The organism is Cellulomonas terrae (genome assembly GCF_007990265.1).
Taxonomy (GTDB): domain Bacteria; phylum Actinomycetota; class Actinomycetes; order Actinomycetales; family Cellulomonadaceae; genus Cellulomonas; species Cellulomonas terrae.
Genome location: NZ_BJWH01000002.1, coordinates 75,634 through 98,753 on the forward strand (window position 1 = coordinate 75,634; position 23,120 = coordinate 98,753).

At 72.8% G+C, this 23,120-nt stretch carries 26 protein-coding genes; 19 read left to right on the top strand and 7 right to left on the bottom strand.

What is annotated here, in order from left to right:
- Positions 1 to 13 precede the first annotated feature (13 nt).
- The 5 genes from CTE05_RS02540 (at position 14) to CTE05_RS02555 (ending at position 3,031) form a co-directional block, all read left to right on the top strand.
- Complete coding sequence (locus CTE05_RS02540; RefSeq protein ID WP_146844551.1) at positions 14 to 1,603, top strand: RNA polymerase sigma factor; 1,590 nt, start codon at positions 14 to 16, stop codon at positions 1,601 to 1,603.
- Positions 1,604 to 1,748: 145 nt separating this feature from the next.
- Entirely contained in the window at positions 1,749 to 1,925 is a 177-nt protein-coding gene (locus CTE05_RS20540; protein WP_246123212.1) for a hypothetical protein, read from the top strand.
- Positions 1,922 to 2,275 carry an ArsR/SmtB family transcription factor gene (locus tag CTE05_RS20545; RefSeq protein WP_246123213.1) on the top strand — a complete coding sequence of 118 codons (354 nt, stop codon included), beginning with the start codon at positions 1,922 to 1,924 and terminating at the stop codon, positions 2,273 to 2,275. Before CTE05_RS20540 ends, CTE05_RS20545 begins: the two co-directional genes overlap by 4 nt.
- Complete coding sequence (locus CTE05_RS02550) at positions 2,262 to 2,756, top strand: SRPBCC domain-containing protein (protein WP_246123214.1); 495 nt, start codon at positions 2,262 to 2,264, stop codon at positions 2,754 to 2,756. The genes CTE05_RS20545 and CTE05_RS02550 overlap by 14 nt, the downstream gene beginning before the upstream one ends.
- Positions 2,753 to 3,031 carry a YciI family protein gene (locus CTE05_RS02555; RefSeq protein ID WP_222595395.1) on the top strand — a complete coding sequence of 93 codons (279 nt, stop codon included), beginning with the start codon at positions 2,753 to 2,755 and terminating at the stop codon, positions 3,029 to 3,031. Before CTE05_RS02550 ends, CTE05_RS02555 begins: the two co-directional genes overlap by 4 nt.
- 3 nt (positions 3,032 to 3,034) lie before the next feature.
- Here the strand turns inward: CTE05_RS02555 and CTE05_RS02560 are convergent, their stop codons facing one another.
- Positions 3,035 to 3,400, bottom strand: a complete 366-nt coding sequence (locus tag CTE05_RS02560; RefSeq protein WP_146844554.1) for a PH domain-containing protein — start codon at positions 3,398 to 3,400, stop codon at positions 3,035 to 3,037.
- A gap of 104 nt (positions 3,401 to 3,504) precedes the next feature.
- Positions 3,505 to 3,714, bottom strand: coding sequence for a DUF7455 domain-containing protein (locus CTE05_RS02565; protein ID WP_146844555.1), 210 nt, complete (start codon positions 3,712 to 3,714; stop codon positions 3,505 to 3,507).
- A gap of 161 nt (positions 3,715 to 3,875) precedes the next feature.
- Here CTE05_RS02565 and CTE05_RS02570 point away from each other — a divergent pair, with 161 nt between their 5' ends.
- The 3 genes from CTE05_RS02570 to CTE05_RS02580 all read left to right on the top strand — a co-directional run bounded on the left by CTE05_RS02570 (position 3,876) and on the right by CTE05_RS02580 (position 7,936).
- Positions 3,876 to 6,002, top strand: a complete 2,127-nt coding sequence (locus CTE05_RS02570; RefSeq protein WP_146844556.1) for a DNA gyrase/topoisomerase IV subunit B — start codon at positions 3,876 to 3,878, stop codon at positions 6,000 to 6,002.
- 49 nt (positions 6,003 to 6,051) lie between these two features.
- Entirely contained in the window at positions 6,052 to 7,083 is a 1,032-nt protein-coding gene (locus CTE05_RS02575; RefSeq protein ID WP_146844557.1) for a GNAT family N-acetyltransferase, read from the top strand.
- 106 nt (positions 7,084 to 7,189) lie between these two features.
- Positions 7,190 to 7,936, top strand: coding sequence for a lysoplasmalogenase family protein (locus CTE05_RS02580; RefSeq protein ID WP_146844558.1), 747 nt, complete (start codon positions 7,190 to 7,192; stop codon positions 7,934 to 7,936).
- A gap of 3 nt (positions 7,937 to 7,939) precedes the next feature.
- On the opposite strand, the gene CTE05_RS02585 is transcribed toward CTE05_RS02580, so the two are convergent.
- Complete coding sequence (locus CTE05_RS02585; protein ID WP_146844559.1) at positions 7,940 to 10,414, bottom strand: DNA gyrase/topoisomerase IV subunit A; 2,475 nt, start codon at positions 10,412 to 10,414, stop codon at positions 7,940 to 7,942.
- A 105-nt stretch (positions 10,415 to 10,519) separates the two neighbouring features.
- Here CTE05_RS02585 and CTE05_RS02590 point away from each other — a divergent pair, with 105 nt between their 5' ends.
- Genes CTE05_RS02590 through CTE05_RS02605 form a run of 4 tightly spaced genes read left to right on the top strand, consistent with a single transcriptional unit; the run spans position 10,520 to position 15,723 of the window.
- Positions 10,520 to 13,246, top strand: coding sequence for a GNAT family N-acetyltransferase (locus tag CTE05_RS02590; RefSeq protein ID WP_146844560.1), 2,727 nt, complete (start codon positions 10,520 to 10,522; stop codon positions 13,244 to 13,246).
- 49 nt (positions 13,247 to 13,295) lie between these two features.
- Positions 13,296 to 13,871 (top strand): DUF5998 family protein, encoded by a 576-nt coding sequence (locus tag CTE05_RS02595; protein WP_146844561.1) that lies wholly within the window; start codon positions 13,296 to 13,298, stop codon positions 13,869 to 13,871.
- Positions 13,872 to 13,909: 38 nt separating this feature from the next.
- Positions 13,910 to 15,064: an alkaline phosphatase family protein gene (locus CTE05_RS02600; RefSeq protein ID WP_246123215.1), complete on the top strand. Its 1,155-nt coding sequence runs from the start codon at positions 13,910 to 13,912 to the stop codon at positions 15,062 to 15,064.
- Entirely contained in the window at positions 15,064 to 15,723 is a 660-nt protein-coding gene (locus tag CTE05_RS02605) for a thymidine kinase (RefSeq protein ID WP_146844563.1), read from the top strand. Before CTE05_RS02600 ends, CTE05_RS02605 begins: the two co-directional genes overlap by 1 nt.
- Positions 15,724 to 15,730: 7 nt before the next feature.
- Here CTE05_RS02605 and sepH read toward each other — a convergent pair whose 3' ends face one another.
- Entirely contained in the window at positions 15,731 to 16,759 is a 1,029-nt protein-coding gene (sepH, locus tag CTE05_RS02610) for a septation protein SepH (RefSeq protein ID WP_146844564.1), read from the bottom strand.
- A 74-nt stretch (positions 16,760 to 16,833) separates the two neighbouring features.
- Here sepH and CTE05_RS02615 point away from each other — a divergent pair, with 74 nt between their 5' ends.
- The 3 genes from CTE05_RS02615 to CTE05_RS02625 all read left to right on the top strand — a co-directional run bounded on the left by CTE05_RS02615 (position 16,834) and on the right by CTE05_RS02625 (position 18,871).
- Positions 16,834 to 17,541 carry a trimeric intracellular cation channel family protein gene (locus CTE05_RS02615; RefSeq protein ID WP_307724276.1) on the top strand — a complete coding sequence of 236 codons (708 nt, stop codon included), beginning with the start codon at positions 16,834 to 16,836 and terminating at the stop codon, positions 17,539 to 17,541.
- 23 nt (positions 17,542 to 17,564) lie between these two features.
- A complete protein-coding gene (locus CTE05_RS02620) occupies positions 17,565 to 18,410 on the top strand; it encodes an inositol monophosphatase family protein (protein ID WP_146844565.1) in 846 nt (281 codons plus the stop codon).
- Between the two features lie 161 nt (positions 18,411 to 18,571).
- Positions 18,572 to 18,871, top strand: coding sequence for a DUF4193 domain-containing protein (locus CTE05_RS02625; RefSeq protein ID WP_056090713.1), 300 nt, complete (start codon positions 18,572 to 18,574; stop codon positions 18,869 to 18,871).
- Positions 18,872 to 18,937: 66 nt separating this feature from the next.
- Here the strand turns inward: CTE05_RS02625 and CTE05_RS02630 are convergent, their stop codons facing one another.
- Entirely contained in the window at positions 18,938 to 19,417 is a 480-nt protein-coding gene (locus CTE05_RS02630; protein WP_146844566.1) for a DUF3093 domain-containing protein, read from the bottom strand.
- Between the two features lie 38 nt (positions 19,418 to 19,455).
- Between CTE05_RS02630 and dut the strand changes: the two genes are divergently transcribed.
- The 4 genes from dut (at position 19,456) to CTE05_RS02650 (ending at position 21,865) form a co-directional block, all read left to right on the top strand.
- Positions 19,456 to 19,926, top strand: coding sequence for a dUTP diphosphatase (gene dut, locus CTE05_RS02635; RefSeq protein WP_146844567.1), 471 nt, complete (start codon positions 19,456 to 19,458; stop codon positions 19,924 to 19,926).
- Between the two features lie 64 nt (positions 19,927 to 19,990).
- Positions 19,991 to 20,749 carry a DUF3710 domain-containing protein gene (locus CTE05_RS02640; RefSeq protein ID WP_246123216.1) on the top strand — a complete coding sequence of 253 codons (759 nt, stop codon included), beginning with the start codon at positions 19,991 to 19,993 and terminating at the stop codon, positions 20,747 to 20,749.
- Positions 20,746 to 21,114: an OB-fold nucleic acid binding domain-containing protein gene (locus CTE05_RS02645; RefSeq protein ID WP_146844569.1), complete on the top strand. Its 369-nt coding sequence runs from the start codon at positions 20,746 to 20,748 to the stop codon at positions 21,112 to 21,114. The genes CTE05_RS02640 and CTE05_RS02645 overlap by 4 nt, the downstream gene beginning before the upstream one ends.
- Positions 21,107 to 21,865, top strand: coding sequence for a DUF3159 domain-containing protein (locus CTE05_RS02650; protein ID WP_246123217.1), 759 nt, complete (start codon positions 21,107 to 21,109; stop codon positions 21,863 to 21,865). Before CTE05_RS02645 ends, CTE05_RS02650 begins: the two co-directional genes overlap by 8 nt.
- On the opposite strand, the gene CTE05_RS02655 is transcribed toward CTE05_RS02650, so the two are convergent.
- Together CTE05_RS02655 and CTE05_RS02660 are read right to left on the bottom strand one after the other, a co-directional pair.
- Positions 21,798 to 22,472, bottom strand: a complete 675-nt coding sequence (locus CTE05_RS02655; RefSeq protein WP_146844570.1) for a potassium channel family protein — start codon at positions 22,470 to 22,472, stop codon at positions 21,798 to 21,800. The genes CTE05_RS02650 and CTE05_RS02655 overlap by 68 nt on opposite strands.
- Positions 22,469 to 23,119 (bottom strand): potassium channel family protein, encoded by a 651-nt coding sequence (locus CTE05_RS02660; protein WP_146844786.1) that lies wholly within the window; start codon positions 23,117 to 23,119, stop codon positions 22,469 to 22,471. The genes CTE05_RS02655 and CTE05_RS02660 overlap by 4 nt, the downstream gene beginning before the upstream one ends.
- Between the last annotated feature and the right edge of the window lies 1 nt (position 23,120).

Sequence of the window (23,120 nt, forward strand, 5' to 3'; positions counted from 1 at the left end):
CGAAAGGTCGTTCGTGTCGTCCCAGACCCCGCATCCCGCTCTTCCGCGTGAGTTCGAGCACCCCGCCCTGCAGGACCTCGTCCTGCGCGGGCGTACTCACGGCACCGTGGGCGCCGAGGAGCTGCGTACCGCGTGCGAGCAGGCGGACGTCCAGGACGCCAAGCGCCTGCGTGCCGTCGTCCGTGGCTTGTCGACCGCCGGCATCGGCGTCCGTGAGCCCGCTGCCCCGGCGGCGCCCTCCCGTGCCGTCGCCGCGACCAGCGCGAAGGCGCGCCCCTCGACCAAGGCCGTCGTGACCCCCGCGGAAGGTGCTGCCGCACCCGCCGCCACCGCTCGTGCCAAGGCGCCGGCGAAGACCACCGCGGCCAAGACCACGGCAGCCAAGACGGCCGCCGCGAAGACGGCCGCCAAGTCCGCCGCCACGTCCGCCACCGCGAAGAAGGTCGCGGACGACGTCGACGAGGTCGAGGTCATCGAGGGCGACGAGCCGGACATCGAGTCGATCGAGGAGGTCGTCGTCGAGGCGGTCGAGGTCGTCGAGGTGGTCGACGAGGCCGCCGACTCGGACGACGAGGACTCCGAGGACGGCGAGAAGAAGCCCGCGGCGAAGGAGGAGGAGAGCGAGGACAGCGGCTTCGTCTACTCCGACGCCGACGACGACGACGCTCCCGCCCAGCAGGTCGTCACGGCCGGCGCGACAGCCGACCCGGTCAAGGACTACCTCAAGCAGATCGGCAAGGTCGCGCTGCTGAACGCCGAGCAGGAGGTCGACCTCGCCAAGCGCATCGAGGCGGGCCTGTTCGCCGAGGAGCGCCTGAACGCGGGCATCACCATGGAGCCCAAGATCAAGCGCGAGCTCGAGTGGATCGCGAACGACGGCCGGCGGGCGAAGAACCACCTGCTCGAGGCCAACCTGCGCCTGGTCGTCTCCCTGGCCAAGCGGTACACCGGTCGCGGCATGCTGTTCCTGGACCTGATCCAGGAGGGCAACCTCGGTCTGATCCGCGCGGTCGAGAAGTTCGACTACACCAAGGGCTACAAGTTCTCGACGTACGCGACCTGGTGGATCCGTCAGGCCATCACGCGCGCCATGGCCGACCAGGCCCGCACCATCCGCATCCCGGTGCACATGGTCGAGGTCATCAACAAGCTCGCCCGCGTCCAGCGGCAGATGCTCCAGGACCTGGGCCGTGAGCCCACTCCGGAGGAGCTGGCCAAGGAGCTCGACATGACGCCCGAGAAGGTCGTCGAGGTCCAGAAGTACGGTCGCGAGCCCATCTCCCTGCACACCCCGCTCGGCGAGGACGGCGACAGCGAGTTCGGCGACCTCATCGAGGACTCCGAGGCGGTCGTCCCCGCGGACGCCGTGAGCTTCACGCTCCTGCAGGAGCAGCTGCACCAGGTGCTCGACACGCTCTCCGAGCGTGAGGCAGGCGTGGTCTCGATGCGGTTCGGCCTGACGGACGGTCAGCCGAAGACGCTCGACGAGATCGGCAAGGTCTACGGCGTGACGCGTGAGCGGATCCGTCAGATCGAGTCGAAGACCATGTCGAAGCTGCGGCACCCGTCGCGCTCGCAGGTCCTGCGGGACTACCTGGACTGACAGCGAGCGCTCGACCACGACGAAGGCCCGGACCGGGATCGGTCCGGGCCTTCGTCGTGCGCTCAGGGAACCATACCGTCAGTCTTGACTAACGGTTAGCCATCACTGACGATGGACGGCAGGCCAGCCGGACCGGAGGTGGATCGTGCACAGACCCGTCGTGCGGTTCGAGGTCGCGAGGACGGACCCCGAGCGTGGACGTGCGTCCTGGCTGCAGCTCGTCGTCAGGATGGGGGAGGCACCGCTCGAGCCCTCCGTCGGCAAGGGCAGCATCGCGGTCCTCGCCGACCCGGACGGACGTGCGGTGGGGCTGTGGGCGTGAGTCAGACGGACGTCGTCCTGCGCGCGCTGGCCGAGCCCCGGCGTCGCGAGATCCTCACCCTCCTGGCGCACGACGAGGTCCCCGTCGGCCGGCTCGCGGAGGCGTTCGACGTGAGCCGCTCCGCCGTGAGCCAGCACCTGCGGGTGCTCGAGGACGCCGGTCTGGTGACGCGTCGAGCCGAGGGAACCCGCAACTTCTACCGCTCCCGACCCGAGGGCCTCATCGGGTTGCGCGCCTACCTCGACGAGACCTGGGCGGCGTCCCTCGATGCCGCACGGAGGATCGTCGAGGGGGAGGCGGGAGTGCTGGACGCCGACGGCACCGAGAGGGACTCCCGTGCGACGGCCTGAGCCCACGCTCGCGGCCCCGCCGGTCCGGCAGGCGACGACCGTGCGCGCGGACGTGACGACGACGTTCGACGTGTTCGTCCGCGAGATCGGCCTCTGGTGGCCGGTCGAGCCGTTCTCGACCGGCGGTGACCGGGTGCGCGACGTCTCGGTGGAGCGCCGTCTCGGCGGGAGGGTCATCGAGACCTGGGACGACGGCACCGCGCACGTCTGGGGCGAGCTCGTCGCCTGGGACCCGCCCCACGGGTTCACGATGTCGTGGCTGCTCACCCCGGAGCCGACGGAGGTCGAGCTGACGTTCCGGTCGCTGGGCGCCGCGCTCACGCGGGTCAGCGTCGAGCACCGGGGCTGGGAGCGGATGACCGAGGAGCAGCTCGGCGGCGCGTGCGCGCTGCCGGAAGGCTACCGCGGCGGCTCGTACGTCCGGGGGTGGGCGACGATCCTCGGCCGACTGGTGGCACACGTCGAGGACGGTGCCCGGTGACGCAGGTGTGGTACGTCGTGCTCTACGAGTCGGGACCCGACGTGCTCACGCTCGCGCCCGTGCACATGGCGGCCCACGTCGCCCACTACGAGGGCTTCGCCGCCCGCGGCCTGCTGACGGCCATCGGGACGTTCGAGCAGCCGGAGGTGAACGGGTCGATGTGCGTGCTGACGACGCGGGAGGCCGCGGAGGAGTTCGCGGCCACCGACCCGTTCGTGCTGCACGGCGTCGTCCGGGCCTACCGCGTGCACGCGTGGAGCGACGTGCTGGCCTGAGGGTCAGCGGGTGATGTACCAGAGGATCAGGTCGTGCGCCTTGTGCGCCTTCTCCACGCCCCGGAAGTCGGCCTCGTGCACCACGCCGCCGACGTCGATGGCGATGCTGCTGCTGGACGTGAACTTGCCGGCGAACGACGTGTTGCTCACGACCGACACGGAGCGCACGTGCCGGTAGGGGATCGACGTGATCGCGACCCGCTTGCCGACGAAGCTCTTGTCCTGCATGACGATCCGCAACGTCGTCAGCCCGACGAAGCCGGTACCGGTCCCGATGCAGTCGTAGACGGCGAGCACCTCCTCGCCCTGCAGGAGGCCACGGCTGACCAGCTCGAGCTGTTCGGACTTGTCGACGTCGGGCTGGGTCACGGACGGCTCCTGATCGCTCGGACGGCACGGTGTGGGCCGAGCATAAGACCGCGAGGCCCGGACCTGTCGGTCCGGGCCTCGCGTCGTCGTGGTGCTGCGCTGCGTCAGATCGCGGCGCCGGCTCCGGCGCCGTGCTCGGCGAGGAGGCGGTCGGTCTCGTCCTGCACGTGGGTCGCCAGCTCGGCGAACTTCGGTGCGTGCTCGCGCGCGTGGTGCGCGCAGAACAGCAGCTCGCCCACCGCGAGGACAACTCGGACATAGGCCTGTGCGCCGCAGCGGTCGCAGCGGTCGGCCGCGGTCAGTGGTTGCGTCATGGTCCCGGTCACAGATCAATAGAACCATCCCGGCGCCGGATCCACGGCACCGGGGGCGGGTGGTTCGCTCACCGCGTAGCAGACCTGACACGCCTGAAACATGCTCGTTGCCGACGGCCGGGTTCCCGCGGCCCGTCGGGCACGGCGACTACCATCGCCCCGTGACGACGACCTCCCCCCAGTCCGGCTACACCGCCCGGCACCTGTCGGTGCTGGAAGGGCTCGAGGCGGTGCGCAAGCGCCCCGGCATGTACATCGGCACGACGGACAGCCGTGGGCTCATGCACTGCCTCTGGGAGATCATCGACAACTCGGTCGACGAGGCCCTCGGGGGCCACGGTGACCGCATCGAGATCGTGCTGCACGCTGACTCCTCCGTCGAGGTGCGCGACAACGCGCGCGGCATCCCCGTGGACATCGAGCCGAAGACCGGGCTGACGGGCGTCGAGGTCGTGTTCACCAAGCTGCACGCGGGCGGCAAGTTCGGCGGCGGCTCCTACGGTGCGTCCGGCGGGCTGCACGGCGTCGGCGCGTCGGTGGTGAACGCCCTGTCGGCGCGTCTCGACGTCGAGGTCGACCGCGGCGGTCGCACCCACCGGATGACGTTCCACCGCGGCGAGCCCGGCATCTTCGACGACAGCTCCGGGATCGGCCCGGACAACCCCTTCGAGCCGTTCGTGTCCGGGTCGGAGCTCACGGTGGGCGGCAAGGTCGCCCGGGGCCGGACCGGCACCCGCGTGCGGTACTGGGCGGACCCGCAGATCTTCCCCAAGACGGCCGTCTTCGCGTACGACGAGCTGGTCACGCGTGCGCGCCAGACGAGCTTCCTGGTGCCCGGCCTCACGCTGACGGTGCGCGACGAGCGCGGCATCGCGGGCACACCCGGTGCCGACGGTCCGCACGAGGAGACGTTCCTGCACAGCGGGGGCGTCGTCGACTTCGTGGACCACCTCGCGCCCGACACGGCGGTCACCGACACCTGGCACCTGACCGGGTCGGGGGCGTTCACCGAGACGGTGCCGGTCCTCGACGAGCGCGGCCACATGACGGCGCAGGAGGTCTCGCGGACCTGCGACGTGGACATCGCGCTGCGCTGGGGGACGGGCTACGAGACGGAGGTCCGCAGCTTCGTCAACATCATCTCCACGCCCAAGGGCGGCACCCACCTGGCCGGGTTCGAGGCCGGCCTCCTGCGCACGATGCGCAAGGCGGTCGACGCCAACGCGCGACGGCTCAAGATCTCGTCGCGCGACACCTCGGAGCGCATCGAGAAGGAGGACGTGCTGGCGGGGATGACCGCCGTCGTCACCGTCCGGCTGGCCGAGCCGCAGTTCGAGGGGCAGACGAAGGAGGTGCTGGGCACCGGACCGGTCCGCGCCATCGTCGCCAAGGTCATCGACACCGAGCTCGCGGCGATCTTCAGCTCCCCGAAGCGGGACCACAAGGCGCAGTCGTCGTTGCTGCTCGACAAGGTCGTCGGCGAGATGCGTGCCCGGCTGTCCGCGCGCAAGCAGAAGGAGATCTCGCGCCGTAAGAACGCGCTCGAGACGTCCTCGCTGCCCGCCAAGCTGGCCGACTGCCGCAGCGACGACGTCGAGCGCAGCGAGCTGTTCATCGTCGAGGGCGACAGCGCGCTGGGCACCGCGAAGCTGGCGCGCAGCTCGGACTTCCAGGCGCTCCTGCCGATCCGCGGGAAGATCCTCAACGTCCAGAAGGCGTCCGTCACGGACATGCTCAAGAACGCCGAGTGCGCGGCGATCATCCAGGTGGTCGGCGCCGGGTCCGGCCGCTCGTTCGACCTGGAGGGCGCGCGCTACGGGAAGATCGTCCTGATGACCGACGCCGACGTCGACGGCGCGCACATCCGCACCCTGCTGCTCACCCTGCTGTTCCGGTACATGCGACCGCTGGTCGAGGCAGGCCGCGTCTACGCCGCCGTCCCGCCGCTGCACCGCATCGAGGTCATCGGGGGAGGCGGGCGCAAGAACGAGTACGTCTACACGTACTCCGAGGCGGAGCTCGTCGCGACCCTGAAGAAGCTCGACCGCGCGGGCAAGCGGTACAAGGACGACATCCAGCGGTACAAGGGCCTCGGGGAGATGGACGCGGACCAGCTGGCGGAGACCACGATGGACCCGCGGCACCGCACGCTGCGCCGGGTGACCGTCGAGGGCGCCCAGCGGGCCGAGGAGATCTTCGAGCTGCTGATGGGCTCCGACGTCGCACCGCGCAAGGACTTCATCGTCGCCGGCGCCGACGGTCTGGACCGCAGCCGCATCGACGCCTGACCTGCTTTTCGCTTGCCGTCACGGTGGAGAGCCGGGGATCGTGGTCGTCGTGACCACGACCGATCTCGCTCCCATCGCCGTGCGCGCCGCGGCTCCCGCAGAGGTTCCGCTGCCCACCGGCACGGACGGCCTGACGTGGCGTCCTCTGACCCGCGACGACGTCCCGGCGCTGGCACGGCTCGTCACGGCGGTCGAGGACGCCGACGAGGCGCCCTACCGGACCTCCGCGGAGGAGATCGACGACGAGTTCGACGGTGACTGGAAGGACCACGCCCGCGACACGATCGCGGGCGTCGACGACGACGGGGTGATCCGCGCCTACGCGCGCGCCAACCAGCCGCCGGGTGACACGCGGGTGGTGAGGGTCTTCCTCGACGGCGCCGTGGACCCGGCGTGGCGCGGCCGGGGGATCGGCCGGCAGGTGCTGGCGTGGGAGACGGCGCGCGGTCGTCAGCTGCTGGCCGCCTCGGGCAAGGAGCTGCCCGCACGGCTCGCGGTGTTCCTCCACGACAACGCCGACGCCGCGATCCGGCTGGTCCGCGCGGGCGGCTTCACCCCGGCCCGCTTCTACGCGGAGATGCGTCGCCCCCTCGACGTCGAGCTCCCGCCGATCGAGGTGCCGGACGGTCTGCGCATCGTCCCGTGGACGCCCGAGCTGGACGAGCAGGTGCGACTCGCGCACAACGAGGCGTTCGCCGACCACTGGGGGAGCGAGCCGCGCACGGCGCAGGAGTGGGTCCAGGGCCGGAGCATGTTCGCCCCGACCTGGAGCTTCGCCGCGATCGACGACGCCACGGGCGAGGTGGCGGGGTACCTGCTGTCCGCCCGGTTCGAGCACGACTGGCCGCTGCTCGGCTACAAGGCGGGCTACACCGACCTGCTCGGCGTGCGGCGCGCCTGGCGTGGTCGGCGGCTCGGGTCGGCGCTGCTCGCGACCGTGATGGCCGCCTACCGTGCGGACGGGATGGACATGGCCGAGCTCGGGGTCGACACGGCGAACCAGTCCGGCGCGCACCGGCTCTACGAGGGCCTGGGGTACTCGGTGTTCCACAGCTCCACGATGTTCTCCATCGAGCTCTGAACCGGCCGTGACGGCGCCCCGCGCGCGTTAGCATCGGCGCGGCAGGACGACGACGTCCTGCCGTCGCTGTCGCCGGACGAGGACGTCCGCCGTCGAGGAGGTCGTCGTGGGGCGCTCGCTGTCCATGGCCGCGCGGGTGTGGGTCGCGGTCGCCGTCGTGCTGGTGCTCGTGCACCTGGTGGCGCAGCTCGTCGGGGCCGAGGACCTCGCCCGCGTCACGCAGTGGACGCTCATGCCGGCGTTCGCTGCGGTCGTCGTGACCGCGACGCGCTGGCCGCGGGGCCACGTCGTGGCGTGGACGCTCGTCGCGCTCGGGTTCTCCTGGCTCGGCGACCTCGTGCCGTCGCTGGTGGGCGAGGACGCCGCCTTCCTCGTCATGGTCGGGTTCTTCCTGCTCGCGCAGGTGGCGTACGTCGTGGCGTTCGCGCCGCTGGTCCGCCGGTCGGTGGTGCACACCCGCCCGGTCCTGCTGCTGCCGTACGCGGTCGTGCTGGTCGTGCTGGTCGCGCTGTGCGCGCCGGGTGCGGACGCCCTGCTCGTGCCCGTCGCCGTGTACGGCGGCGTGCTCGTCGCGATGGCCGTCCTTGCGACGGGCCTGGGCCGTCTCGCGACGGTCGGCGGTGCCGTCTTCGTGGTCAGCGACGGCCTGATCGCGCTCGAGGCGTTCGTGCCCTGGTGGGACCTCGCCGGGCAGGGCTTCTGGGTCATGCTGACGTACACCGTCGGCCAGGGGCTCCTCGCCGCGGCGGTGATCGGGCGCAACGTCGCGGAGCGTCAGGCGCCCGAGCCGCGGCCCGTGCGCACCTACGCCCAGCGGCCGCCGATCCCGGACAACGTGGTCGCGCTCGTCTGACGCTCAGCCGATGGCGTGCACGGGCGCGGACAGCGCCGTGCCCGACATGTCGCGCCGCTGGTCGACCGGGGGCAGGTCGATCGGCTGACCCGCCGATCCCGTCGCCCACGCCGGAGCAGCACCGACCCAGCCGAGCAGCAGCGCGTCCTCGTTGCGCAGGAACCGGTGGGCCCGGACGCCACCGGTCGCGCGTCCCTTGCCGGGGTACACCTCGAACGGGGTGACCTTGGCGGACCCCGGCTGCGTGCCCGGGAGCGCGCCGGACGCGCCCGCGACGGTGACCACGACCGCGTCGGCGACGGCATCCGCCGGGACGCTGCCGAACGCGACCACACGCTGGCCGGCGGCGAGCTTGATGCCCGCCATCCCGCCCGCGGAGCGGCCCTGCGGCCGGACCGCCGACGCGGGGAAGTGCAGCAGCGAGGCGTCGGAGGACAGCAGGACCAGCTCGTCGGTGTCGCGCACCGCGACGGCGCCGACCACCTCGTCGCCGTCCTTGAGCGAGATCGCCTCCCAGGCGTCGCGGTTGCCCGGCACGTCACCGGACGTCACCCGCTTCACGGTGCCCTGGACCGTGGCGAGGGCGAGGGTCGGCGCGTCGGCCGCGAGCGAGGCCAGACCCACCACCCGCTCGCGGGGCAGCAGCGTCACCACCTCGCCGAGCGGCACGCCGCCGGAGAGCGAGGGGGCGCCGTCCGTCGGCGGCAGGCCGGGCAGGTCGAGCACGGAGACACGCACGATCCGGCCCTGCGACGTCACGACACCGATCTCCGCACGCGCGGTGGCGGGGACCGACGCGGACACGACGTCGTGCTTGGCCCGGCGCGCCCCGTCGCCGCGTGCCGGCAGCTCCTCGGTCGCGGTGCGCGCGAGCAGCCCGGTGCCCGAGAGCAGAACCCAGCAGGGGGTGTCGGCGATCTCGAGCGGGGCCGTCGCACCGCGGGCCGCGGGGGCACCCGTGATCGACGTGCCGCCGGCCGACTCGAGCAGGATGGTGCGGCGCGGGGTGCCGTACGTGGCGGCGACCTCGGCCATCTCGTCGGAGACCAGCCCGCGCAGCCGGGACTCGTCGGCGAGGATCGCCTGCAGCTCGGCGATCTCCTCGACGAGCTGCTGCTGCTCCTTCTCCAGCTCGATCCGGGAGAACCGGGTGAGCCGGCGCAGGCGGAGCTCGAGGATGTACTCCGCCTGGGGCTCCGACAGGTCGAACACGCTGCGCAGGCGGGCCCGGGCCGTGTCGGCGTCGTCGGACGTGCGGATCACCTGGATGACCTCGTCGATGTCGAGGATCGCGACGAGGAGACCCTCCACCAGGTGCAGGCGCTCCAGCCGCTTGGCCAGCCGGAACTGCGAGCGGCGGCGCACCACGACCAGGCGGTGCTCGACCCACACGACCAGCAGCTCGCGCAGCCCGAGGGTGCGCGGCTGACCGTCGACGAGCGCGACGTTGTTGATGGAGAACGAGTCCTCGAGCGGCGTGTAGCGGTAGAGCTGCTCGAGCACGGCCTCCGGGACGAAGCCCGTCTTGATCTCGATGACGAGGCGCAGGCCGTGCTGGCGGTCGGTCAGGTCGACCGCGTCGGAGATGCCCGAGAGCTTCTTGCTCTGCACCCCCTCCTTGATCTTCTCGATGACCTTCTCCGGGCCCACCGTGTACGGCAGCTCGGTGATGACGATGCCCTTGCGCTTGGGCGTGACGTTCTCGATGCGTGCGGTCGCGCGGGTGCGGAACGCCCCGCGGCCGGTGCGGTAGGCGTCCCGGACGCCCTCGAGGCCCACGATCTTGCCGCCCGAGGGCAGGTCGGGGCCGGGCACGAAGCGCAGCAGGTCCTCGAGGGTGGCGTCGGGGTGCAGGACGAGGTGGCGCGCCGCGGCGACGACCTCGACCAGGTTGTGCGGGGCCATGTTGGTCGCCATGCCGACCGCGATGCCCGACGCGCCGTTGACCAGCAGGTTCGGGATCGCCGCCGGGAGCACCTCGGGCTGCGTGAGCTTGTTGTCGTAGTTCGGCACGAAGTCGACGACGTCCTCGTCGAGCCCGGTCGTCATCGCGAGCGCGGCCGGCGCCATCCGCGCCTCGGTGTACCGCGGCGCGGCCGGGCCGTCGTCGAGCGAGCCGAAGTTGCCGTGCCCGTCGACGAGCGGCAGGCGCAGGGAGAACGGCTGCGCGAGCCGGACCATCGCGTCGTAGATCGCCGCGTCGCCGTGCGGGTGCAGCTTGCCCATGACCTCGCCGACGACGCGCGCCGACTTCACGTACGGACGGTCGGGCCGCAGGCCCATGTCCGACATCTGGTAGAGGATCCGCCGCTGGACGGGCTTGAGGCCGTCGCGGGCGTCGGGCAGCGCCCGCGAGTAGATGACGGAGTAGGCGTACTCGAGGAACGAGCCCTCCATCTCGGTCGCGACGTCGATGTCGACGATGCGCTCGACGAGGTCCTCGGGGGGGAGGTCGGGGGTCGCGGGGCGACGCGCCATGCTGCTTGCTCCTCGGGGCCGGTCCTGCTGTGCGGCGACCATTGTGGACCCGTCCGGGACCTTTGACGGGCGCGGCGCGCGGCTGCCCGCACTAGCGTGACCGTCATGGCAGACGTCACGGCTGACGGCCGCCCCCGACCGGGCCTCCCGTACCCGGCCGCGTGGGAGGCCGACGTCGTGCTGCACGACGGCTCGACCACGCACGTGCGACCGCTGCGCCCCGACGACGCCGACGCGCTCCAGGCGTTCCACGTCGGGCAGTCGGAGCGGTCGACGTACCTGAGGTTCTTCGCGCCGCTCGAGCGGTTGTCCGACCGGGACCTCGCGCGGCTGGTCAACGTCGACCACGTCGATCGGGTGGCCCTGGTGGCGGTGTCGAGCGGGGACGACGGCGACCAGATCATCGGCGTGGCGCGGTACGACCGGATCGGCACCGACGAGGCCGAGGTCGCGTTCAACATCGCGGACGCCCACCAGGGCCGCGGCCTGGGGTCCGTGCTGCTGGAGCACCTCGCGGCGGCGGCGCGGGAGCGGGGTGTGCGACGGTTCGTCGCGGAGGTCCTGCCGCAGAACGGCCGCATGATCTCCGTCTTCAAGCAGGCCGGGTACGAGGTCCGGCAGCGCACCGAGGACGGGATCGTGGCCGTCGGGTTCGACATCGACCCCACCGACAGGTCGCTCGCGGTGATGGCGGACCGCGAGCACCGCGCGGAGGCACGGTCGATGCGCGGGGTCCTGCACGCGTCGTCCGTGGTGGTCGTCGGCCCGGGGGCGGACGCGGCCGACACGTTCGCCGGTCGGCTGGCCTCGCGCGTGCTGGCCAACCTCCTGGTGGGCGACCCGTCCGTGGTCGTGCACGCGGTCGGCGTGCCGGGCGACGTTCCGACGCCGGTGTACGAACGCCTCGCGGACGTGCCCGGACCGGTCGGGCTCGCCGTCGTCGCCGTCCCGGCCGCGACCGCGACGGACGTGACCCGTGACCTCGCGCGCCTGGACGTGCACGGCGTCGTCGTGCTCACCGCCGGGTACGCCGAGGAGGGCCCCGACGGCCGGGACCGGCAGCGCGCGGTGCTGCGCGCGGCGCACGGTGCGGGGATGCGCGTGGTCGGACCGAGCTCGTACGGGATCGTCTCGACGCGGGAGGGCGGGCTCCAGCTCAACGCCTCCCTGGCCGAGGTGCCGCCGCCGCCCGGGCGGATCGGCCTGTTCTGCCAGTCCGCACCGCTGTCGGTCGCGCTGCTCGCCGCGGTCCGCCGGCGGGGGATCGGGGTCTCGCAGTTCGTGTCCGCCGGGCACCGCGCCGACGTGTCCGGCAACGACCTCATGCAGTTCTGGGCGGACGACGACGGCACGGACGTCGTCGGTCTGTACCTCGAGTCGCTGGGCAACCCGCGCAAGTTCTCCCGGGTGGCCCGGCGCCTCTCGCTGCTCAAGCCGGTGATCGTCGTGACGGCCGGCCGGTCCGGTCAGGTGGTCCCGCCGGGCCACGCTGTCCGACCGACGCACGCACCGCCCCGCACCCTCGCCGAGGTGCTGCGCCAGTCGGGCGTGGTCCGCGTGGAGAACACGCACCAGCTCCTCGACGTCGCCCAGGTTCTCGCGCACCAGCCGCTGCCCGCGGGCCGTCGCACCGCGATCCTGGCCAGCTCCGCCTCGGTGGCGGCGCTCGTCGCCGAGGCGGTCGCGGCGGCCGGGCTCGTGGTCAGCGGGCACGTGCAGCTGCTCGCCGAGGACGCGCCACCGGACCGGGTCCGGGCGGCCGTCGACGCCCTGTACGACGACGCGGACAGCGACGTGGTGGTCGTGGTCCGCATCCCGACCGTCGGCGGGCCCGACACCGTCCTGCAGGACTGCGTCGCACAGCGGGCCGCGCGGTCCCGTCGGACGACCGTGGCGTGCATCTACGACCTGCACGGGCTGACCCCCGAGCTGACCGCCCGCGACGACGACGGCCGGGAGTGGACGGTCCCGGCGTACAGCACGCCCGAGGACGCGGCGCTGGCGCTCGGCCACGCCGCCCGCTACGCGCGCTGGCGCGCCGGCGACCGGGGGCGGCCCCTGCACCCGGAGGGCGCCGATACACGGTCGGCCCGACGGCTCGTCGCGGGCTGGCTCGCGGCGGAGGCGTCCGGGGACGGCGCGATCGCGCTCGACGCCGACCGGACCGCCCAGCTGCTCGCCACGGTCGGGGTGAAGCCGCTGCCCTCGACGCGTGTGCGCGACGCCGACGAGGCCGTGGCCGCGGCGGAGCGGATCGGGTGGCCGGTCGCGCTCAAGACGACCGTCGCGGCGCTGCGCCACCGTGCCGACCTCGGCGGGGTGCGCCTCGACGTCGCCGACGAGGCCGAGCTGCGGGCGGACGTGGCGCAGGTCCTCGCGCTCGCGGCGGGGTTCGAGACGACGGACGGCGACGAGCCCCTCGAGGTGCAGGCGATGGCCCCGCACGGGTCCGCGTGCGTCGTGCGCTCCGTCGAGGATCCCCTGTTCGGCCCGATCATCAGCTTCGGGCTGGCCGGCGACGCGTCCGACCTGCTGGGCGACATCGCGTACGGCGTGCCGCCCCTGACCGACGTGGACGTCTCGGAGCTGGTCCGCACGGCGCGGGCGGCACCCCGGCTGTTCGGCTACCGGGGGCTCCCGGCGCTCGACGTCGCCGCGCTGGAGGACCTCATCGCGCGTGTCTCCGTGCTCGCCGACGACCTGCCGGAGCTGCGCTCGCTGGAGCTCAACCCGGTCGTCGTCTCCGAGCATGGTGCGGCGGTCCTCGGCGCCCGCGCGTCGATCTCCCGCGCGGACCGTGCGGACGCGACCCGACGCCTGCCGAGGGTGTGACCCGGTGCGCGCTCGCCGGAGACGGCTTGCGAGGTGGGAGGATGGGCGCGTGCCTGCTGCTGCTCCCGCCCTGCACCACGACCTCCACCGTGCCGGCTACTACCCCGAGCTCGTCGTCGACGTGCTCGACGTGGCCCTCGCCGACGAAGAGGTCGTGGCTCACCTGGTCCACCCCGAGACGACGTTCGACGCCGCGGAGGTGCGCCGCCACGTCACCGTGCTGGTGCTGACGCCGACGCGGCTGATCGTCGCCCACGTCGACGACCACCCGGCCGACTCCGAGCACCCGTCGGCCTCCGCGTCGGCCACGACCGAGGCGGTGCCGCTGGCGGAGCTCACCTCGGTCGCGCTGACGCACGTCGTGCCGCTGCCGGAGAAGCACGAGCGCGGCCGGCCTGCGCAGGAGCTGACCCTGGTGGTCGGGTGGGGCGCGGTCTCCCGCGTGGACCTGGAGCCGGCCACGTGCGGTGACCCCAGCTGCGACGCCGACCACGGCCTGACCGGGACCCTCGCGCCCGACGACGTGGTCGTGCGGGTCAGTGCGGCCGCGGAAGGTCTGGACTCGGTACGCGCCGCCACGGCTTTCGCCCGGCAGCTCTCAGCGGCGAGCGCCCGGGCCCGATGACCGGCCTGGAGGCGCCGGCGTCGAGGGTCTCGACGGGGGTGCGCGCACAGGTCGAGGCGGCGGACCTCCTCGTGCCCGGCTCGGGCCACTCGTGCCTGGGCAGCGTGCTGCCCGCCGTCGCCGGTGCGCTCGGGCTGACCGACGTCCCCGGGGCGGGCGACGCGCAGCTGCTCCTCCGGCTCCCCGACGCGAGCCGGGTCTGCGTGGTGCTCGTCGACGGGCTCGGGCACACGAACCTCGCCGAGCGCGCCGGTCACGCCCCGTTCCTGCGTCGCCGACTTCCTGACTCCACGCCTCTGACCAGCACGTTCCCCTCGACGACCGCCACCGCGATGGGCACCTTCGGGGTCGCGCTGCCGCCCGGGCGCACGGGCATGCTGGGGTACACGGTCCGCGACCCGGCCACGGGCGAGCTGGGCAACCTGGTCAGCTGGACGGGGCTGCCGCCCGCCCGGCAGTGGCAGCGCGAGGCGACCGTGTTCGAGCGCCTCGTCGCGGCCGGGACCAGCGTGACGAGCATCGGCCCGGCACGGTTCGCAGGGTCGGGGCTCACGGAGGCGGCGCTGCGCGGGCCCACGTACAAGGCGGCGGAGTCCTTGGCCGCGCGGGTCGACGCCACGGTCGATGCGCTGCGGCGGCCCGGCGTGGCGTACCTGTACTGGGGAGACGTGGACAAGGCGGGCCACCACCACGGCTGGGGGTCGTGGCAGTGGGGCGACGCGCTCGCCGAGCTCGACGCCGAGCTGGGCCGGCTCGCCCGCATGCTGCCGCGGGACACGGTGCTCGTCGTGACCGCCGACCACGGGATGGTGGACGTGGACCGGTCGCAGCGGTGGGACGTGGGGACGGATGCCGTGCTCGGTGCAGGCGTCGCGCTGGTGGCGGGGGAGCCCCGTGCGCTGCACCTGCACCTCGAGCCGGGCGTCGACGCGGCGCTCGTGGCGGACCGGTGGCGAGACACGCTCGGCTCGGCCGCGGTCGTCGCGACCCGCGACGACGCGACGTCCGACGGGTGGTTCGGGGAGGTCGCCGACCACGTCCTGCCCGTGATCGGGGACGTGGTGGTGGCGATGACCGGCCGCGCGACCGTCGTCGACTCCCGGACCCAGACCGCCGCGTCACTCGACCTCGTCGGGGTGCACGGGTCGCTGACGCGCCACGAGATGCTCGTGCCCTGCCTGGTGGTGGCCTGATGGCCGAGCTGGTCTTCTTCTCCGGCACCATGGACAGCGGCAAGTCGACGCTGGCGCTGCAGATGCACCACAACCACGCGGCGCGCGGCCGTGACGGTGTCCTGTTCACCCGCCAGGACCGTGCCGGCGCGGCCACCATCTCCTCCCGCCTGGGGCTCACGCAGCAGGCGCACGAGGTGGACGACACGACGGACTTCTGGTCCGACGTCATCTCCCGCCGTACGCGCGGTCGACCCGTCGACTACCTCATCGGGGACGAGGCGCAGTTCTACACCGCCGAGCAGGTCGAGCAGCTGGCACGCGTCGTGGACGAGCTCGGGGTGGACGTCTACGTCTTCGGCATCTCGACGGACTTCCGTGCCCGGCTCTTCCCCGGTGCCGCGCGGCTGGTCGAGCTGGCCGACCGGGTGGAGATCCTGCAGGTCCGCGCGCTGTGCTGGTGCGGCTCCCGGGCGACGCACAACGCCCGCACCATCGGCGGGACCATGGTGGTCGAGGGTGCGCAGGTCGTCGTCGGAGACGTCGAGGCGGGTGCCGACGAGGTCGGCTACGAGGTGCTGTGCCGCCGGCACCACATGCGACGGATGACGGCCGCGACCGCCCGGGCGTCCTCGCCGAGCCCGCAGACGCTCACCTCCGCGGAGGAGCTGAGCATCTGACGGCGGTCTACTCGGGCTTCGCCCCGAAGACGATCTCGTCCCAGCTGGGCACCTTGGCACGGCCGCGCCGCGCCGCACGGGGTCGGTCGCCGTCCTCGTGCTCGGCGGCCGGCGTGGTGACCGGCTCCGGCACGGCGGCCGGCGCCGGGTAGACCTGGGCCTCCGCGGCAGGGTCGGCGTCGGCGGGATGGGCGCCGGGCACGGTCGCGTCGGGCCGGCCGAAGTCGAACGCGTGCTGCGGCCCGAAGCCCTCGAACTCCTCGGCGTCGTCGTCGAGCTCCACGGTCTGCCGGACCCCGCGCCGGCTGCGCAGGTCGTCCAGCAGCGACGCGGTCTCCTCCTGCGGGTCGGGGGCGGGCTCGGGCTCCTCGGACGGGAGATCCTGCGGGACGGGCAGGATGCCGTCGCCCTGGAAGTCGAAGACCACGTCGCGCACGGCCGCGAGATGACGGCGTGAGACCGGCTCGTCGGGCAGCTCCGTCTCGGAGAGCCAGCGGGCCTCGTCCTCGTCGGCGACCACGGTCCGCTTGGCCAGGTCGAAGGTCCACCGCGCCTCGTGCTCGACGTCACCCACCGCGAACCGGGCGAGGACGACCCACGGCCCCGACGTGTCGCGGGCGGCGTCCCACGCGAGGGACGCGGGGTCGACGCCGCGGGCGGCGAGACGGTCCGTGACGAGGTCGCCGAGCGTCGGTGCGCCGACGTCCCGGCCGACGCGCGTCCCCCGGGCCTGCTCCGCGACGTGCTCGCGCTCGGCGAGCACCGGACCCTCGTACCGGCGGACGCGCTCCACGGGTAGACCGGCGGAGTCCGCCACCTCCTGCGTCGTCGCGCCCGCACGGATGCGTGCCTGGATCTCGCGCGGGCTCAGCGTGCCCGCGCTCTCCGCGCGCAGCTGCTCGAGCTGCGGGCGGTCACGGCGCACGGCGGCGCGCAGCGGTTCGTCGATGCGCACGCGAAAGCGCGCCCCGTCCGGGGCCACCAGGACGAGGTGCTCCCCGTCCTCGTGCAGACCCACCAGCTCCAGCTCACCCATGCGACCTCCCGGGAACTCGGCACGAGCCTGCCACCGATCGGCCCCGTCGGCGTGCACCCGGGACGGTGCGGCGCATGATCGTGCTCCGCACCGGCCCGTCGCGACCCGCGTTCGACGCCTGCGGGGCTCCCGCTGCGATGATCGGCGCCGTGGACACCGACATCCCCCTGGAGCCCGTGCTCGAGCTGGTCGGGGTCTTCGTCGGGGCGATGTCCGGTGCGCTGGCCGCGGTGCGCAAGCAGTTCGACGTGTTCGGGATCCTCGTGCTCGCCTGGGCGGCCGGACTGGGTGGGGGCATCCTGCGCGACGTGCTGATCGGCGCCGTGCCTCCCGTCGGGATCTCGAACTGGCGGTTCATCGTGACGGCCCTCGCCGGCGCAACCGTCATCTACTTCTTCCACCCGCGGCTCGAGCGGGCGCGTCGCTTCATCGTGGTGCTGGACGCCGGGGCCCTGGCCCTGTTCAGCGTCGTGGGCACGATCAAGGGGCTCGAGTACGGCACGACGCTGACCGCCGCGGTCATCGTCGGCGTCATGACCGGCGTCGGCGGGGGAGTGCTGCGCGACCTGCTCTCGGGTGAGGTGCCCGTGGTCCTGCACCACCGGCAGCTCTACGCGATCCCGGCGCTGCTCGGGTCGACCATGACGGCGATCCTGTGGTGGCAGGGCGCCGTCTCCACCGCGACGAGCGTCGTCGTGGTGGTCGCGGTGTTCGTCCTGCGGGTGATGGCGCTGCGGTTCCAGCTCAAGGCGCCGGGGCCGTGGCGCGGGTCGGTGCGCTGAGCCCGCGCTGAGAGGATGGCCGGGTGAACCCCGACTCTCCTGACCAGGTCCGCACGCTCGTCGAGGTCGCCGAGGCGCTCGCTCGGGAAGCGGGAGCGCTGATCCGGGACGGACGACGGCAGCTGGTGACCGTGGCGGCCACCAAGTCGAGCGACCAGGACGTGGTCACGGCGATGGACCTCGCGTCGGAGTCGCTCCTGCGCAGCCGGCTCGCCGAGCTGCGGCCGCACGACGCGATCCTCGGCGAGGAGGAGGCCTTCCGGCCCGGCACCTCGGGGATCACCTGGGTCGTGGACCCGATCGACGGCACGGTCAACTACCTGTACGGCTCGTCGGCGTACGCCGTGTCCGTCGCTGCGGTGATCGGTCCCGACCCGGTGGCCGCGCCGGACCCGGCCACGTGGACGGCGCTCGCCGGGTGCGTGCACGCCCCCGAGGACGGCCGGACGTTCACCGCCGGACGCGGGCTGGGGGCGACGCTCGACGGGACCGCCTTGCGCGTGGGTCCGGCGCGACCGTTGATCGACTCGCTCGTGGGTACGGGCTTCGGATACGTCGCGTCCAGGAGGCGGGTGCAAGGACGAATCGTCGCGGAACTGTTGCCGCAGGTACGTGATATTCGTCGTGTGGGTTGCGCCTCACTCGACCTGTGCGCGATCGCCGCCGGAACGCTCGACCTGTACTACGAGCGAGGGCTGCAACCGTGGGACGTCGCGGCCGGGGCACTGGTCGCACAGGAGGCAGGCGCGCTGGTCACGGGCCTTCGGGGGCAGGCGGCGCAGGAGTCGATGACCGTCGCGGGACCGCCCGGGAGGGTCGAGGAGCTGAGGGCGTTCCTCGAGGCCCTCGATGCCGACTCCGACGGATGAAAACGCTCCCACAGCACCTGTGACGAAATCGGTCGCGCGTCCGGTTCGCACAGGGCTCGAAAGTGGTGCAGAATCCCACCGCGCGCGGGAACAAAAAGCGCGTCGCGTGCATTGATCCCGCGTATGAGTTTCCATCAAGACCACGGAGTGTGACGCCACACATGGCTACCGACTACGACGCCCCGCGCAAGACCGAGGAGGACCTGAGCGAGGACTCGCTCCAGGAGCTCCAGGCTCGGCGTTCCGACAAGAACTCGGGCGTGGTGGACGAGGACGAGACCGAGGCGGCCGAAGGGTTCGAGCTCCCGGGCGCGGACCTGTCCGGCGAAGAGCTCTCCGTGCGCGTGCTGCCCCGGCAGGCGGACGAGTTCACCTGCTCGAGCTGTTTCCTGGTCCACCACCGCAGCCAGCTGGCCTACGAGCGCGACGGTCGTCCCGTGTGCTCGGAGTGCGCTGCCTGACGACGGCTCCGAGAACGCGCACGGCTCCCTGAGGGTCGGCCGCCCGGAACGACGGGCGGCCGACCCTCAGGCGTGCAGCGCGGCGGCGAGCGCCGTCGGCCGGCGGGTGGACACCACCCAGTACGGCGTCGGGTCCTCCGGGTCCTGGACCTCGACCCGGACGGCGGTGTGGATCCAGCCGCGCAGGCACACGTGGGCGCGTGCGTCGAGACGGGTGTCCAGCTCGGCCCTCGTCTCGTCCGCATCGAGCGCCCGCGCGGCGCCGAGGAGCTCCACCGGGATGTGCGCACCACCGGCGCGGAAGACGCCGTCGCGCACCTCGACCCGCGGTGCCAGCCCCACCAGGGCCACCGCACCGGCGACCAGGACGCCCGCGCCGACGAGGGCGGCGACGCGCGGGTCCAGCGGGACGAACGCGATCGACATCATGGCGGCGAAGACGACCAGCAGGACCCAGCCCAGCGGACCCAGCCACAGCCGTTCGGTGTACGTCGGCGCAGCCGCCCGGGACGAGGGCAGCGGGGTTCCACGAGGAGCTTCTGGCATGCACCCAGCATCCCATCCGGCGGGTAGGGTCGGGCCCCGTGACGGCCGACCCCAGCATCGAGGTGCTCCTGCTGCGCCTCGACCCCGAGCTTCCCGCACCCGCCTACGCGCACCCCGGCGACGCCGGTGCCGATCTGGTCTCCAGGATCGACGTCGTGATCCCGCCGCAGGGCCGCGCGACCGTCCCCACCGGGGTCGCGATCGCCCTGCCCGACGGGTTCGCCGCGTTCGTGCACCCACGCTCCGGGCTGGCCATGCGGCACGGTCTGACGATCGTCAACGCCCCCGGGACCGTCGACGCCGGCTACCGCGGCGAGATCGCCGTGACGCTGCTGAACACGGACGTCGAGCACGCGATCGAGCTGCACCGGGGTGACCGGATCGCGCAGCTGGTGGTCCAGCGCGTCGAGCGGGTGCGCTTCGTCGAGGCCGAGCAGCTGCCCGGGTCGCACCGTGGCGACGGCGGCTTCGGGTCCAGCGGTGGCTGGAAGGCTGCGCCGACGCGCTAGGTCGGGACTACTGTCGATCTGTTGGCAACTGATGCGCGCGAGCGCGTCGAAGAGGAGTGAGCACGTGGCGCTGTTCCGGCGTGGTGGGAAGGATCCTGCCCCCCAAGACGCGGTGGAGACCGAGGTCGACGAGCTGTCCGTCGACGACGGGCCCGAGCCCAAGGACGTCCCGACCGCACGCACCAGCGGCCCGTGGGACGCCTCGCAGGTCGACGACGACGTGCCGCGCGTGGACCTCGGTGCCATCCTCCTGCCCGGCGTGCAGGGCATGGAGCTGCGCATGGAGATCGACAAGGCGACCAACGTGGTGTCCGCCGCGTCGATCCTCCTGGACGGCTCGTCGCTGCAGGTGCAGGCGTTCGCGGCGCCCCGCACCGACGGCATCTGGGACGAGATCCGCGCCGAGATCGCCGAGTCCGTGACCCAGCAGGGTGGCTCCGCCGACGACCTGCCGGGCCCGTTCGGGCGCGAGCTCCTGGCCCGGCTCCCCGTCCGGACGCCGGAGGGGCGCACCGGGCACCGACCGGCCCGCTTCATCGGTGCCGACGGTCCGCGGTGGTTCGTGCGCGGTGTCGTCACCGGGCGCGCGGCGGTGGACCCGTCGGCCGCGACCGCGCTTGAGCAGCTCTTCGCCGGGATCGTCGTGGTTCGTGGCACGGACGCCCGTCCGCCCCGTGACCTGCTCACACTGACGCTGCCGGGACCGGGGACGCCCAACCTGAAGTCCTCCGACGAGACCGCGCAGGGCGCCGTCGCCGAGGCTCCCGCGGCCCCGGACTTCGACCCGCTGACCCGCGGCCCGGAGATCACGGAGATCCGATGAGCCTCAAGGAGCGCCTGAAGAAGGCGGTCGCGTCGCAGGCCGAGATCGAGGCCTCCGAGGAACGTGCCGACGCGCACCGTTCGGTCGGCTGCACCCCGGTCGACCAGCTGGCGGACCGCTCGCGCGCCAGCGTCTCCGGTGTCATCCGGTCCGTCACCCTGCGGCCGCGTGAGGGCGTGCCGGCGCTGGAGGCCGAGCTGTACGACGGCAGCGGTGCGCTCGACCTGGTCTGGCTCGGCCGGCGCGAGATCGGCGGCGTCACCCCGGGTCGCCGGCTGAAGATCGAAGGGCTCGTGTGCCTCATCGACGGTCGCAAGACCGTGTTCAACCCCCGCTACGAGCTCAGGCCGCGTCCCGGTGAGTGAGTCGGAGCGCAGGGACCCGGACGACGTCCTCGCTGCCGTCGACGACGGCGCAGACCCTCAGGACGGCCCCGCGCGCGGGATGAAGGTGCTGACGTCGGACACGTTCTCGGCGTCGGACGCCGTCGGGGGCGTGCGCGGGATCATCGAGTCCGTCGCCCCGGGCATGCTGTTCGTCGTCGTGTACATCGCCGTCGGGCAGCAGCTCGCACCCGCGCTGATCGTCGCCCTGTCGGCCGCGGTGATCACCGTCGTCGTCCGGCTGGTGCAGCGCCAGGCCCCGACCCAGGCGTTCGGCGGCTTCCTCGGCGTCGCCATCGGGGTGCTGTGGGCGTGGCGGACGGGCGACGCGAAGGACTTCTTCGCGTACGGCCTCTGGGTGAACGTCTCGTGGTTCCTCGGGACCCTGCTGACCATCGTGATCGGCTGGCCGCTCGTCGGTCTCGTCGTCGGGCTGTTCTCGAAGGCCGGTCCGCTCAACGAGGGTGGCTCGTGGGCGGGAGCAGTCGCGTGGCGGAAAGACCGCCCGCTGCGGCGGCGCTACGCGCTCGCGACCGTGCCGTTCGTGGCGCTCTTCGGTCTGCGCCTGGCGGTCCAGCTCCCGCTCTACTTCAGCTCCGAGGTCACGTGGCTGGGCACCGCGAAGCTCGTCATGGGGGTGCCCGGCACGGCGCTCGCGCTGTGGGTCAGCTGGTTGCTGGTCCGTGGGTCAAGAGCTGCTCCAGAGCTGCCTCGTCCGACTCCCGAGCGGTGACGAACAACAGCTCGTCCCGGCCCTCGAGCGTGTCGTCGGGGCTCGGGGCGATCGGCCGCGCGTCCCGCACGATGCACGCCAGCACGGTGTCGGTGGGCCACTCGATCTGACCGACGCGCACCCCTGCCAACGGGGAGTCGTCCGGGAGCGTGAGCTCGAGGATGTCGGCCCGTGACTGGTGGAACGTGAAGATCCGCACGAGGTCCCCGACCGTGACGGCCTCCTCGACCATCGCCGTCATGATCCGGGGCGTGGAGACCGCGACGTCGACGCCCCACGCCTCGTCGAACATCCACTCGTTCTTCGGGTTGTTCACGCGGGCGACCGTGCGGGGGACGCCGAACTCGGTCTTGGCCAGCAGCGAGATGACCAGGTTCGCCTTGTCGTCGCCGGTCGCCGCCACGACGACGTCGCACTCCTCGGTCTTGACCTGGCGCAGGGTGGGCAGCTCGCACGCGTCCGCCAGCAGCCAGTCCGCCTCGGCGACCTGCGAGACCCGCATCGCCGACGGCTGCCGGTCGATCAGGGTGACCTCGTGGCCGTGCCCGAGGAGCTCGCGCGCGATGGAGCGACCGACCGAGCCGGCGCCCGCGATGACGACCCTCATGCGGTCACCGCCGGCGCGCTGGTGAGGATGCGTTCGACCAGGGCGGAGGAGTCCGCCCGCATGAGCACGTGCACGGTGTCGTTCTCCTGCAGGACGGTGGTCGGCGTCGGCAGGAGGCCGTCGCCGTAGCGGGTCACGTACGCGATGCGGGCGCCGGCGGCGTCCTCCAGGGTGCGCAGCGGCTTGCCGACCCAGCCCGGGTGGACGTCGACCTGGGACAGCTGGATCTGGCCGGAGGCGTCCCGGTACTCGTCCGTGGCACCCATGGGGAGCAGCCGGCGCAGGACCTGGTGGGCGGTCCAGCGGACCGTCGCGACCGTCGGGATGCCGAGGCGCTGGTAGATCTCGGCCCGGTGCGGGTCGTAGATCCGGGCGACGACGTTCTCGATGCCGAACGTCTCGCGCACCACCCGGGCCGCGAGGATGTTCGAGTTGTCACCGTCGGAGACGGCCGCGAACGCGAACGCCTCCTCGATCCCCGCCTGCTTGAGCGTGTCCCGGTCGAAGCCGAGGCCGGTGACCTTGTTCCCGCCGAACTCGGGGTCGAGCCGCCGGAACGCCTCGGGGTTCTGGTCGATGACGGCCACCGAGTGCCCGTTGTCCTCGAGACTCTTCGCCAGCGTCGCACCGACCCGGCCGCATCCCATG